The sequence below is a fragment of the Kribbella sp. NPDC051770 genome, assembly GCF_040681455.1.
GTDB lineage: Bacteria > Actinomycetota > Actinomycetes > Propionibacteriales > Kribbellaceae > Kribbella.
In genome coordinates, this window is record NZ_JBFAYT010000001.1 from 277,850 (window position 1) to 290,496 (window position 12,647).

Consider the following 12,647-nt stretch of genomic DNA (forward strand, 5'->3'; position numbering starts at 1 on the left):
AGAAGTAGTTGCAACGACAACTTCCTCGCGGTGGGTGGACCGGCGGTGAACAGCCGTTTCCTTCACATCAAAATATTTCCGTTCAATCAAGCGGTGATCCGCTGGACGAACCAGAACAGCCCGGTCACGGCGACTCCGCCGGAGATCACCCCGGTCACCCACAGCGCGGTGATCGGCGTCTTGCGCCGCAGCAGCGCGAGCACCGGGAAGACCAGCGCGATGATCGTCAGCTGCACGGTCTCCAGGCCGACGTTGAAGACCAGCAGCGACCACAGCAGCTGCCACGACCACGCGGCGTCGATGCCGAGCGCGCTGGCGAAGCCCAGGCCGTGCACGAGGCCGAAGCAGAACACCACCCCGAGCCGGGTCCAGCCCGCGCGGTCGAGGCTGAAGTGACGGTGGCGGATCGACTCCAGCTCACCGGCGTGCAGACCGCGTTGCCTCAGGCGCCAAAGATGCCAGCCGGCGACGACGGCGATCGAGAGTGCGATCACCGGTTCCACGAACGACGCCGACACCTTGACCAGCCCGAGCGCGGCCAGCACGAAGGTAACCGAGTGCGCCACGGTGAACGACGTCGCGGCCAGCACGACCTCGCGCAGCCGGCGCGACCCGGCGATCAGCGCGAGCAGGAACAGGATGTGGTCGATCCCGGTCAGCAGGTGCTCGGCACCGAGCCGGAAGAACTCCCAGAACCGCTCGGCCGTCGACTGGTGGGTCGAGAACGACCGGTGCTCCTTGTCCAGCGCCGCGCTGCCCGACTTCAGGTCGAGGTCGTAGGTCAGGATCGTCTTGGTGTCCTTGACGTACGTCTCGCTGTCCGGGAACAGCTCGCTGCGGATCTCGTGCTCGTCGGCCGGCTCCGGGCACGCGTAGTCGAGCACCAGCACCGTGTACGGCGCTCCGTCGCGCTCGGTCATCGTGTAGTCGCCGTCCTGCGTCGGCGTACAGGCCTGGCCGTCCGCGGCGACGGTGAACCGCTTGCCGACGTAGGCGTTCACCGACTGGGTGTGCGCGGTCAGCGCGGCCGCCATCGCGTCGGGGTCCTGGGCGTCGAACGCGGCGGTGCCGGCGCGGAACAGCGCGTCGTCCTGCTCGGCGTCGGCGTCGGCGGCCGAGACGACCAGCAGGTCGTACTCGAGTCCGAGCTCGGCGCGCACGTGACCACGCTCGGGTGCGGTGACGTCGACGTACACGACGGAGCTGAAGCCGTGCGCCGCGGCGATCGGGGCGGCGACGGTCAGGCCGACGACCGCCAGCAGGAGCGCGCCGAACGCGGCACGCACAGGGGTACGGAGGAACATGATGCCTTCTCTCTGGTCGTTCGCACCGTGCACTTGAAAAATGAACTAATAGCGAACACCTCACGACCGAGGCCCGATCGGGCTGGGTCGTGAGGTAGAAAGTCCTCGATGTGCTGTCTGTTCGGGGAGGATCATTGCGTTCGCGACTGGCCGCGGCGATCGTGCTGGCGGTGGTTCTGACCGCCTGCGGGACCAACGACGACTGGGCGGCGCCACGGGTGGCGCCTGGACCGGTCGGTGCCCTGGGCAACGGGTTCGTCGATCCGCGGGCGACGCCGACGCCGGAGGCGACGATCTCGCCGCGGCCCGGGTCGTGGGACGGCGTGCATCCCTCGGAGGGCTACCGCGTGGTCCTGCTGACCGCCGGCGACGACCCGCAGACGAAGGTCCTGACCGACGCGGTGACCTCCTGGGCCGCGGCCGAGAAGGTCAGCCTGAAGACGATCCAGGACCACGACCCGGCCAAGCACGTCGACGCGATGGACCGGGCGCTGGCCCTGAAGGCCGACCTGATCGTTGTCGCAGGCAACAGCCTGATCGACCCGCTGGCGCTGTTCACCGCGAACCATCTCGACCAGCAGTTCCTGGTGCTCGGCGCCGAGGTGGCCGAGCCGACGCACAACGTGACCGCGGCCGACTGGACCGGCGCCGCGTTCCGCGGCGAGGGGCTCGGGATGTCGTCGACGTACGACGCGGCGACGTTCACCCCCGAGCGGGCCGGTCGGGCGCTCCGCGCCGGGGTGGCCAGCGTGTTGCACGGGCTGACCGGCATCGTGGTCTGGATCGATTAGCTAGCGGTCACGTGTCGTCGAGTACAGGTGGCTGTCGCGGAAGTTGCTGGCGGCAAGGGTTTCGCCGACGATGACGACGGCGGTACGGCGTACGCCGGCCTCGTTGACCTTCGCCGCGATGTCCGCGAGGGTGCCGCGCAGGATCAGCTCGTCGGGCCGGCTCGCGCGGGCGACGACCGCGACCGGGCAGTCGGCGCCGTAGTTCGGGGTCAGCTCCTCGACCAGTCGCTCGATCTGCTGCACGGCCAGGTGCAGCACCATCGTCGCGCGGCTCGCGCCGAGCGTCGCCAGGTCTTCGCCGGCGGGCATCGCCGACGCCCGCCCACCGACGCGGGTCAGGATCACCGTCTGGCCGACCTCGGGAACGGTCAACTCGCGGCCGAGCGTCGCGGCCGCCGCCGCGTACGCCGGGACGCCGGGCGTCACGTCGTACGGGATGTCGAGCGCGTCGAGCCGGCGCATCTGCTCGGCCATCGCGGAGAACACCGACGGGTCGCCGGAGTGCAGGCGCGCGACATCCAGGCCCTGCTCGTGCGCGGCGGCCAGCTCGGCGAGGATCTGGTCGAGGTCGAGGTTGGCCGTGTCGACCTTGCGGGCACCGGGCGGGCAGTGGTCGAGCAGCTCGACGGGGACCAGCGCACCGGCGTACAGGCAGACCGGGGAGCCGGCGATCAGGTCGCGGCCGCGGACGGTGATCAGGTCGGCCGCGCCCGGGCCGGCGCCGATGAAGTGCACGGTCACTTGGTCACGCTCCAGATCGTCACGGGCATCGCCGGGCGCCAGCCGGTCATCCCGCCGACCGGCGAGGCGCGCTGGACCGATAGGCGGACCAGGTCGCCGCCGAGCTCGGCGTACCAGCGGGCGATCAGGGACTCGGTCTCCAGGGTGACGCCGTTCATCACCAGGCGGCCGCCCGGGCGCAGGGCTTCCCAGCAGGTCTCGACGACGCCGGGCTTGGTGCCGCCACCGCCGACGAAGATCGCGTCGGGGCTCTCCAGGTCCTGCAGCGCTTGGGGAGCCGCGCCGACTGTGGTCCGGACGACGACGCCGAGGCTGGCCGCGTTGCGGTCGAGGCGCTTGGCGCGATCGGGGTCGCGCTCGATCGCGACCGCGCGGCAGCTCGGGTGGTGCCTGGCCCACTCGATCGCGATGCTGCCCGCGCCGCCGCCGACGTCCCAGAGGAGCTGGCCGGGGACCGGCGCGAGGCGGGACAGCGTGACGGCGCGGACCTCGCGCTTGGTGAGCTGGCCGTCGCTCTCGTACGCATCGTCGGGCAGGCCAGGGCTGGTCGGGAGAAGCCTCGCGTGGGCGTCTGGTCGGCACTCGATGCCGATGACGTTGAGCGCGTCGACGGCGTCTTGCCAGTTGCGCGCAGCGCTGGTCCTGACGGTCTCGCCGGCGCCGCCGAGCTGCTCCAGGACAGTGAACTGCGAGCCGCCGTACCCGCGCTCGGCCAGCAGCTGCGCGACCTCGGCCGGCGTGTGCGCGCCCCAGCTCAGGACGACGAGCCTCCGACCCGGCTGAACGTGCGGGTGGACCAGCTCGAGCGGGTGCCCGACCAGGCTGATCACCTCGACCTGGTCCTGCGGCCACCCGAGCCGTGCGCAGGCGAGCGAGACGCTCGACGGGTGCGGGATCACGTGGACCGGCCCGAGCAGGCGCGTGAGCGTCGTACCGATGCCGTGGAAGGTCGGGTCGCCGCTGGCCAGGACGCAGATCTTCTTGTCCTGGTACGTCGCCAGCAGGCCCGGCAGCGACTCGGACAACGGCGACGGCCACGCGACCTTCTCGGCACCGTCCGGCACGAGCGCGAGCTGGCGCGTGCTACCCATCACCACCTCGGCGGCTTCGACCGCCTGTCGCGCTCTCGGTGACAACCCGTCCCACCCGTCGGCGCCGACCCCGACAACAGTCAGGTCAGGCATTCCCGAGCACCTTCGTCACGTCGATCTCGACCACGACACGCAGCGGATTCACCCGCGGCTGCTTGTACCGCGCGGCGTACCGCCGCTCGGCGTCGGCGACCGCCGCCGGGTCGTCGTTCACCACCGCGCGCCCCTCCAGCGACGACCACGTCCGGCCGTCGACCTGCGTCACTGACACCGCCGCGCCCCCGGCTCCCGCCGCCCGGATCACCCGCGCCTTGTGCGACTCCCCGCTGCAGATCACCCGCGCGACCCCGGCCTCGAGGTCGAGAGTCACCCCCACCGGCGTCGAGTGCACCGTCCCGTCCTTGCGCACCGTGCTCAACACACACAGGTGCCGCTCGGTCCAGAACTGCCCGAACCCGACCGACCGCCCACTCAGCACCGATTCCACCCGCCGATCGTAGACAGCCCGCCCGCGCGGACTCGCGGGCGGGCTGGAAGGCGGACCTCCACCACTCACCAACCGGCGCCGGCTCGGCGTCGCGCCGCTCAGAGTCCGCGGCAGCAGGCCCGTCTGCGGTGGTTGGTGAGTGGTGCGCGTCCGTCAGCCGATGTCGCGGCGGCGGAAGGTTGCGTAGCCGGCCAGGGTGAGGGCGGCGGTGATGGCCAGGAGCCAGATCACCGGGGTGGCGGTGAAGTCGCCGCCGGGGAGGCGGGGGGTGTGGGCGTAGGGGCTGAGTTTCTGGACGGAATCGGGGAGGTTGAAGACCGAGCCGAACTGGCCGACCAGGAGGAAGGCGCCGTAGAGGAACCAGGCGGCGGTGACCAGGCGGGGCAGGGCTCCGAAGAGGAGGATGACGATGGCGGTCACCAGCCAGGTCGCGGGGAGCTGGACCAGGGAGGCGGCCAGGAGGCGTGGGACCTGGTTGCCCATGTTGCCCAGTTCGGCGCCGCTGGAGATGCCGGTGCCGAGGCCGCCCAGGACTGCCAGGGCGGTGGTGCCGGCCAGCGCGATGAGGACGTGGCTGGACAGCCAGCGGGTGCGAGTCACTCCGGTGGCGAGGAGGGGTTCGGCGCGGAGGCTGGTTTCCTCGGAGCGGAGGCGGAGGGCGGCCTGGATGCCGAAGGCGCTGGCGAGCAGGCCGAGCAGGCCGGTCTCGGTGGCGAGGAAGGCGTCGGTGATGCCGTTGACGCCGCCGAGTTTCTGGACCAGGTCCTTGGCGCTCTCGCTGGTGACGAAGCCGTCGACGTTGCTGGCGATGTTGCCGACGATCAGACCGAGCAGCAGGAATGCGGCCGACCAGCCGTAGAGCGCTCCGCGCTGCAGACGCCAGGCCAGCGCGAGCGGCGAGCGCAGCGAGCGGGCGGCGACCGGCGGGCCGGGGCGCGGGCGGACCAGTCCGGCGCCGATGTCGCGGCGACGCAGGAGGGCGATGGCAGCCGCCACCAGTACGACGGTGAGCGCGATCGGCAGCAGAGCGACGACGAAGCGGTCGCCGGCGAACGGGCGGATCTGCTGGGTCCAGCCGATCGGCGACAGCCAGGACACCCACTCAGCCCCGGCCGACGAGTCGCCGATTGCGCGCAGCACGTAGGCGATCCCCAGTACGACGGCCGTCAGGCCGCTCGCGGTCCGGGCGTTCTCGGTGAGCTGGACCACCAGGGCGCTCACCCCGGCGAACGCGAGGCCGGCCGCGATCCAGGTCAGCCCGAACGCGAACGAACCCACCGCCGGAAGCCCGGCCCCGATCAGCCCGAGCGCGCTGACCAGGCCGAGGGCGATGACGGTGCCGGAGGCAACGATCAGCGCGGCGGCCAGGGCGGCGTACCGGCCGAGGACGCCGGCGCTGAGCAGCTCGAGGCGGCCGTTCTCCTCCTCGCCGCGGGTGTGCCGGTTGACGATGATGGCCGCGAGCAGCCCGACCAGCAGGGCGCCGAAGTTGATCAGCTTGAACAGCGACACCTCACCGAGCGAGGTCGGGTCGAAGATCCGGCCGTACAGCGAGAGCAGCGCGGGCGAGGAATTGGTGGTGTTCGCGGCGTCCACCCGGGACTGCACGTCGGGGAACACCTCGATCGAGGCCGCCGCGGAACCGGCCGCGGTGACCGCGAAAACGACCACCCACAACGGGATCAGGACCCGGTCACGGCGCAGCGCGAGCCGCACCAGGGTCGACGTACCGACGAAGTCGTTCATCGCGCGTCCACCAGCTCCGGGGTCTCGTCCTCGTAGTGGCGCAGGAACAGCTCCTCCAGCGTCGGCGGCTGCGCGACCAGGCTCTTGATCCCGCTCGCGGCGAGCTGCTTCATCAGCCCGTCGAGCTGCGCGGTGTCGACCTCGCAGCGGACCCGGTTGCCCTCGACATCGAGATTGTGGACGCCGGGCAGCGAGGCGATGCCGTTCGGCGACGCCGCGAGCTCGGCCTGGACCGAGGTCCGGGTCAGGTGCCGCAGATCGGCCAGGGTGCCGGTCTCGACCACCTTGCCCTTGCGGATGATGCTGATCCGGTCACAGAGCGCCTCGACCTCGGACAGGATGTGGCTGGACAGCAGCACGGTCCGGTCCCGGTGGCGCTCCTCCTCGATGCACTGGCGGAACACCTCCTCCATCAGCGGGTCCAGGCCCGACGTCGGCTCGTCCAGGATCAGCAGCTCGACGTCGGAGGCCAGCGCCGCGACCAGCGCGACCTTCTGCCGGTTGCCCTTGGAGTACGTGCGGCCCTTCTTGGTCGGGTCGAGGTCGAAGCGGCGCAGCAGCTCGTCGCGCTTCTTCGGGTCGAGTCCCCCGCGCAGCCGGCCGAGCAGGTCGATCACCTCGCCGCCGGTCAGGTTCGGCCACAGGTTCACGTCGCCCGGGACGTAGGCCAGCCGCCGGTGCAGGGCCGCCGCGTCACGCCAGGGGTCGCCGCCGAGCAGCGACACGTCGCCGGAGTCCCCGCGCAGCAGTCCGAGCAGAACGCGGATGGTGGTGGACTTCCCGGCGCCGTTCGGGCCGAGGAATCCGTGCACCTCACCGGTCGCGACGTCGAGATCGAGACCGTCGAGGGCGTGCGTCACGCCGTACGACTTGTGCAGTCCGGAGACCGTGATGGCTGAAGTCATGTTTCAGACGCTACACTTCATTCAGAAATTTGTGAATCTTCCTAACGTGTCTCTCACACGGCAGGGATTTCCGGGACCGAGAGGAGATGATGGGGGCGTGAGCGCACAACGAGACGACGAGGCGGTCCAGCGGTACGCCGAGGGCTTCGGCAACCTGCTGGCCGACACCGGCTGGCCGCGGATGTCGGCCCGGGCCTTCGCCGCCATCCTGTCCAGCGAGGACGGCCGGCTGACGTCGGCCGAGCTGAGCGAGCAGCTGCAGGCCAGTCCGGCGGCGATCTCCGGCGCGGTCCGGTACCTGCTGCAGATGCGGCTGGCCTCCCGCGAGCGCGAGCCGGGGAGCCGCCGTGACGTGTACGTCGTCCAGGACGACTTCTGGTACGACTCGATGATGCGCCAGGACCGCTTCCTGCCGCGCTGGGAGGACATCCTCGGCCAGCTGATCAACGAGCTCGAGCCGGGCAGCTCCGCGCACCGGCGGGTCAGCTCGACGCTGGGCTTCCTGGCCTTCATCCAGGCCGAGGTGGACGGGCTGAGCGAGCGCTGGGTCAAGTACAAGGCCGAGCTGGACGCGGAGTACGACGCGAAGTACTGAACGCGAAAGGCCCCGGCGACGCGTCGCCGGGGCCTCTCACAGCGGTGACTAGCGCAGCGTGCTGGCCGCCACCATGTCGAGCGTCTGCTGCAGCAGCGGGCTCACCTTCACCGAGCCGGCCTTCGACTTCGGCAGCGGGACCGCCTTGCCGTCGACCGGGCCCTTGACCGGGTAGACCGACAGCTCGGCCGGCAGCGGGCTGGTGCCGCAGACCTGGTCCTTGCCCGGCAGCTCGCCACCGAACACGAACCGGTCACCGATCGCCTCGGCGCAGGCCGAGGCCGAGCCGATGTACTGACCGTGCTGGCCCTCGTCGTCGATCGCGACGAAGCGGGTCACCTGCTTGGTGTCGTTGTGCGTGCGCAGCGAACCCTCGTACGCCGTCGCCGGGTCGAGCTCGCCCTGCACGATCAGCATCCGGGGCGAGCCCTTCAGGTCCAGCTTGCGGTCCTGCGGAGCGTACTTCCAGAACGCGCACATCGGGACGCCGTTCATGTAGCCGAAGAAGGTGTACTTCTTGGCCATCCGGTCGGCTTCCTTCAGGTAGAAGTTCGGGTCCGTGTTCCAGGCGGTGTCGTTGCACCGGACCGTGGTCCCGATCGCGCCGAGGTTCACCGGCTGGTCGCCGGAGGTCGCCCGCGCCGCGGTCTCCCGGGCGTCGGCGAGCACCGACTTGACCGTGTCGGCCTGGGCGGCCGCCACACCGGCCGTGCTCAGCGCCGCGGCGCTCACGCCGTACCGGGCCCTGATCGCGGCGAGGGTGTCGAAGGCCTGCAGCTCCGGCGCGAGCCGGGCCCAGGCGCGGTCGACGTGCTGGACGGTGACCGTACCGGCGTCCGGGTCCTTGACGAACTCGTCGTGGACCAGGATGTCCATCGTCGCCCGGATGAACCGGACGTTGCCGTAGATCGCCGAGTAGATGTTGCCGTCCAAGCCGTCGCCGCGGACGTCGCTCTCACCGGCCTTGACCAGCGTCACCAGCGACGCGCGGATGCCGTTGTACTTGGCCAGCACCTGCGCCGGGGTCTTGCCCAGGCCGGTGATCTGGTCGGCGTGCCGGGCGATCCACGGGAACAGCTGGGTGTCGCGGCGGCGCTGCCCGGAGAACGGGTCGAAGTTCACGTTGTCCCACTGGGTGTGGGTCCAGTCCATGTTCGAGTCGAGCACGAAGCGGCCGACCCGGTTCGGGTAGGTGTCGGCGTACCAGCCGCCCAGCCAGGTCCCGTAGCTGTAGCCGATGAAGTTCAGCTGGCGGGCCTTGAGCAGCGCCCGGATGAACTCCATGTCGTACACGGTCTGCTGGCTGCTGACGAACTGACCGAACTCGGTCGCCGCACACGCGTCGGCCTGCAGCTTCGCCTCGGCCACCTCGACCTTGTGGGTGAGCTTCGTGCGCTCCTTGTAGTCAGGCGTCACCGGCAGCGCGTTCAGCTTCTCGGCCGTGGTGATGCACTGCAGCGGCGTGCTCTGGCCGAAACCGCGCGGGTCGAAGCCGACCAGGTCGAAGTCGCTGAACAGCTGCGGCTTGTCGGTGGCCAGCGCCGCGCTCAGCGTCAGGCCGGCACCGCCCGGACCGCCGGGGTTGGAGGCCATCAGGCCCTTCGACGTACCGGTCGCCTTGCTGTACGAGATGGCGACCTCGACGTCGGGGTGCGCGGTCGGGTTGGCCCAGTCCATCGGGACCTTCACCTTGGCGCAATTGGTGGTCGGGGCGGCTGGGTAGAGCGCCTTGATCTGCGCGTCGAACGCGCAGACCGACCACTGCACCGGCTGGTCCAGGTACTGCTGCGGAATGGCCGGCGTCGGCGGGTCGGTCGGCTTCGGCGCCGCCGCGGCCGTGGTGGCCGTCAGCAGCGGAAGGACCAGCGCCGCGGCGGTGGCTGTGGCCACCGCGATCTTCCGGGGTGTGAACACGCTCAGACTCCCGTTGTTCCAGGCGGACAGGAATAGGGCAACCTAATTCGCCTGACGTGACAGTTACCAGGTGTGAGGACGCAATCAAGGGCAAACCCGCATCACAGCTCGTAGACGCTGTGGATCGTGCAGTAGATCGGCGGCGACTCCAGCCCCGGGTAGTAGAGCCTTCCGGCCTCGTCGGTGATCTTGAAGTACGCCGTGGAGGCGCCGGCCTGCGACGGCGCCTGCAGCTGCATCCGGACCGTCACGATCTGTCCCGGTACGGCGTCCGGCAGCCGCGCCGACCGCGGCGACCGCATCCAGCCCGGCGTCGCCGCGGCGCCCTGCCGGGTCAGCCAGCGGTCCCGCCACGGGCGCTCGCCGCTGTTGCGGATCTCCCAGGTCTTCTCGAACTTCTGGTCCCGCACCACCCGGGTCCCGTCCGGCACGCTCTCGCCGACCAGCTCCGCACGGTCCTCGGGGTGGTGGTCGACCGGGACCGATCCGCCCAGGATGACGGGCTGGACGTGCCGGCGCTGGTCGCGCTGCGAGACGTCCTTGCCGGCCCGGACGGCAGCGTCGAGCTCGTCCAGCTGGTTCACCAGGGAGCTGTCGGCGCCGAACTGTTCGTCGTACCACTCGATCAACTGACGGCTCGGCTTGGTGTGCCCGCGCTCGACCCGGGACAGGTGGCCCTTGTCCCAGCCGGACAGGCCGGCCGCCCGCGTCAGCGGGACACCGGCCGCCTCCCGCAACTCGCGCATCCGGCTGCCGATCAGGGAGCGAACCTGGGCTGGCCTCACCGTGCTTCTCCGATCGTTGCCCACTGCGACAACACCGTAACGCTCTGATTCTCTGTGAATCAGTACCAGCGCGCTACCTCGCAACCGAAAAGGAGCAACCATGCGTACCGCCCTCCTGCGCATCACCGCCCGGCTCACCCTGACCACCCTGCTCGGCGGTGCCGCCGTCCTCGGCGCCACGATGCCCGCCCACGCCGCGACCGGGAACGTCGTCACCGACAGCGGGACCGGCGTGACCATCCGCTCCGGCAACGCCACGACGTTCGGCGCGGTCGGCACCCAGCCCAACGGGACGGTCCAGATCGACTGCCAGATCTACGGCGAACCGGTGACCGGCAAGTTCGGCCGCAGCCTGGTCTGGGACCACGTCCCGGGCAAGGGGTTCATCTCCGACGCGTACGTGAACACCGGCAGCAGCGGGCTGGTCGCGCCGCTGTGCACGAGCAACCCGCGCGCCGACAAGGCGATCGCGTGGTACTCGGCGCGGAACGGCTCGACGGCGTACCAGGGGTACTGCGAGAAGGCGGCCGAGAACTCGTACGGCAAGACCGCGATCTACGCCTCGGCCAAGGCGAACTGGAACGACGCCGTCGCCCGCGGGGCCGCGCACCGGGGTGACCTGAACCCGCCGAAGGGTGCGCTGGTGTTCTGGGACCTGGCGGCGCCGTACGGGCACGTCGGGGTGGCGCGCGGGGACGGGTACTTCTGGGCGACCAGCGTCGGCGGCAAGATCGGGCTGGCGAAGCTGCCGTACTTCAGCTCGTACCTCGGTTGGGCCTGGCCGAACTTCTAGGACTGGGCGCCCGGTCGTACCCGCCCCTCCGACCGGGCGTCTCGGCGGGCCGACGCCCACCACCGTCCAACCTCCCGCCGACCCGGCGTGTCGGGGCGACACGCCGTGGTCGGCGAGGGTTGGACGGTGGTGGGCGTCGGTGTCAGCCGGGTGACCGCTCCCCCGACCCGCGCTGGATGAGGGTGACCGGCACGACGATCCGCTGCGGCGGGCGGGTTTCGGTCCCGTCCGCGCGCGCGAGCAGCAGGCGGGCCGCCGTACGGCCGAGCTCGGCGATGTCCGAGGCAACGACCGTCACCGGGGTCGGCAGCATGTCGGCCATCCGGAAGTCGTCGAAGCCGACCACCGCGGGCGCGGTGTTCTCCCCCAACCCGCGCAGCACGCCCTCGGTGACGAAGTTGGTCGACGCGAACAGCGCGGTCGGCGGCTCGGGCTGACTCATCAGCTCCCGCGTCGCCTTCTCGGCCGCCTCCGCGGTGCCTTCCGGCAGCTGGACGACCAGCGACTCGTCGACCTTCAGGCCGGCTTCGCGATGGGCGCGCCGGTAACCGCGCAACCGCCGCCCGGTCGTGTAGTACGACGGCGCCAGCAGGATCGCGACCCGGCGATGCCCCTGCCCGAGCAGGTGATCGGTCGCCACCTTGCCGCCGGCCTCGTTGTCGACCATCACGATGTCGGCCTCGATCCCGTGCGCCGGCCGATCCACGAACACCACCGGTACGCCGGCCGCGGTCAGGAACGAGTGGTCGCTCTGGTCCGGCACGATCATCAGCCCGGCGACCTGGCGCCCGATCAGCTCCTGGATCGCCCGCTTCTCCCCTTCCGGATCCTCGTCGACACTGCCGAGCACGACCGCGAACCCGGACTGCCCGGCGACCTCCAGCGACGCCTTGGCGATGGTCGCGAAGAACGGGTTGGTGAGATCACCGAGCAGCAGCGCGAGGCTGGACGACTTCTTCCCCGGCCGCAGCGCCCGCGCGACCTCGTTGCGCTGAAAGCCCAGCTCGCCGATCGCCGCCCGGACCCGTTCAGCGGTCTCGGCCCTGACCCCCGCACCGCCGTTCACCACCCGCGACACGGTCCCCAGCCCGACCCCGGCCCGCCGGGCCACATCGATCATCGTCGGCGGCCTGGCCTCGGGACTACGTGGAAACGGCTCGGTCACAGGGTCAGCTTCCCTCTCACGGGACGACATCGGCACCCGACAGTAAATTGCCGCCCGGGCTGCTGACGACGATCCCCGGCAAGCTGTGATGATTCCGGGATGACCGCCGACGACGTGCAGCACGTGAAGGTCCGCTTCGAGCTCGAGCCCGACGAGGACGGCTGGCCGCCCGCGAGCAGCGAGGGCCTGTGGGCGGTGCCGGTGGGCGAAGACAGGGTGCGGCTCGACAACAGTTCGCGATGAACGTCGCCGCGAGGGGATGGAGCAGTTCTCACTGAACGTGCCGCCGGAGGCGGAGCTCGCGGTGGTCAAGGGGGTGCTGGAGCGCGG

At 70.7% G+C, this 12,647-nt stretch carries 13 protein-coding genes; 4 read left to right on the top strand and 9 right to left on the bottom strand.

Going from position 1 to position 12,647, the window contains the following annotated elements; translation table 11 throughout:
• Window positions 1-86: 86 nt before the first annotated feature.
• Window positions 87-1,304 (bottom strand): HupE/UreJ family protein, encoded by a 1,218-nt coding sequence (locus AB0M01_RS01345; protein WP_363664854.1) that lies wholly within the window; start codon window positions 1,302-1,304, stop codon window positions 87-89.
• A 134-nt stretch (window positions 1,305-1,438) separates the two neighbouring features.
• On the opposite strand from AB0M01_RS01345, the gene AB0M01_RS01350 reads away from it, so the two are divergent.
• A complete protein-coding gene (locus AB0M01_RS01350; protein WP_363664855.1) occupies window positions 1,439-2,095 on the top strand; it encodes a hypothetical protein in 657 nt (218 codons plus the stop codon).
• Here AB0M01_RS01350 and cobM read toward each other — a convergent pair whose 3' ends face one another.
• The 5 genes from cobM to AB0M01_RS01375 form a co-directional block, all read right to left on the bottom strand.
• A complete protein-coding gene (cobM, locus tag AB0M01_RS01355; RefSeq protein WP_363664856.1) occupies window positions 2,096-2,836 on the bottom strand; it encodes a precorrin-4 C(11)-methyltransferase in 741 nt (246 codons plus the stop codon).
• Window positions 2,833-4,020, bottom strand: a complete 1,188-nt coding sequence (gene cbiE / locus AB0M01_RS01360; protein ID WP_363664857.1) for a precorrin-6y C5,15-methyltransferase (decarboxylating) subunit CbiE — start codon at window positions 4,018-4,020, stop codon at window positions 2,833-2,835. Before cbiE ends, cobM begins: the two co-directional genes overlap by 4 nt.
• Complete coding sequence (locus tag AB0M01_RS01365) at window positions 4,013-4,414, bottom strand: TIGR03618 family F420-dependent PPOX class oxidoreductase (protein ID WP_363664858.1); 402 nt, start codon at window positions 4,412-4,414, stop codon at window positions 4,013-4,015. Before AB0M01_RS01365 ends, cbiE begins: the two co-directional genes overlap by 8 nt.
• A gap of 153 nt (window positions 4,415-4,567) precedes the next feature.
• On the bottom strand, window positions 4,568-6,160 hold the full coding sequence (locus tag AB0M01_RS01370; RefSeq protein ID WP_363664859.1) for an ABC transporter permease: 1,593 nt from the start codon (window positions 6,158-6,160) through the stop codon (window positions 4,568-4,570).
• A complete protein-coding gene (locus AB0M01_RS01375) occupies window positions 6,157-7,065 on the bottom strand; it encodes an ABC transporter ATP-binding protein (protein WP_363664860.1) in 909 nt (302 codons plus the stop codon). The genes AB0M01_RS01370 and AB0M01_RS01375 overlap by 4 nt, the downstream gene beginning before the upstream one ends.
• A 97-nt stretch (window positions 7,066-7,162) precedes the next feature.
• Here AB0M01_RS01375 and AB0M01_RS01380 point away from each other — a divergent pair, with 97 nt between their 5' ends.
• On the top strand, window positions 7,163-7,660 hold the full coding sequence (locus AB0M01_RS01380) for a MarR family transcriptional regulator (protein WP_363664861.1): 498 nt from the start codon (window positions 7,163-7,165) through the stop codon (window positions 7,658-7,660).
• Between the two features lie 48 nt (window positions 7,661-7,708).
• Here AB0M01_RS01380 and AB0M01_RS01385 read toward each other — a convergent pair whose 3' ends face one another.
• Together AB0M01_RS01385 and AB0M01_RS01390 are read right to left on the bottom strand one after the other, a co-directional pair.
• Complete coding sequence (locus AB0M01_RS01385) at window positions 7,709-9,574, bottom strand: alpha/beta hydrolase (protein WP_363664862.1); 1,866 nt, start codon at window positions 9,572-9,574, stop codon at window positions 7,709-7,711.
• A 101-nt stretch (window positions 9,575-9,675) separates the two neighbouring features.
• On the bottom strand, window positions 9,676-10,359 hold the full coding sequence (locus tag AB0M01_RS01390; protein WP_363664863.1) for an NBR1-Ig-like domain-containing protein: 684 nt from the start codon (window positions 10,357-10,359) through the stop codon (window positions 9,676-9,678).
• 100 nt (window positions 10,360-10,459) lie between these two features.
• Here AB0M01_RS01390 and AB0M01_RS01395 point away from each other — a divergent pair, with 100 nt between their 5' ends.
• A complete protein-coding gene (locus AB0M01_RS01395) occupies window positions 10,460-11,152 on the top strand; it encodes a CHAP domain-containing protein (protein WP_363664864.1) in 693 nt (230 codons plus the stop codon).
• Between the two features lie 142 nt (window positions 11,153-11,294).
• Here the strand turns inward: AB0M01_RS01395 and AB0M01_RS01400 are convergent, their stop codons facing one another.
• The gene (locus tag AB0M01_RS01400) at window positions 11,295-12,272 is read right to left on the bottom strand and encodes a LacI family DNA-binding transcriptional regulator (protein WP_363664865.1); all 978 of its coding nucleotides are present in this window, start codon (window positions 12,270-12,272) and stop codon (window positions 11,295-11,297) included.
• A 144-nt stretch (window positions 12,273-12,416) separates the two neighbouring features.
• Between AB0M01_RS01400 and AB0M01_RS01405 the strand changes: the two genes are divergently transcribed.
• Window positions 12,417-12,560, top strand: a complete 144-nt coding sequence (locus tag AB0M01_RS01405) for a hypothetical protein (RefSeq protein WP_363664866.1) — start codon at window positions 12,417-12,419, stop codon at window positions 12,558-12,560.
• The last annotated feature ends 87 nt before the right edge of the window (window positions 12,561-12,647 follow it).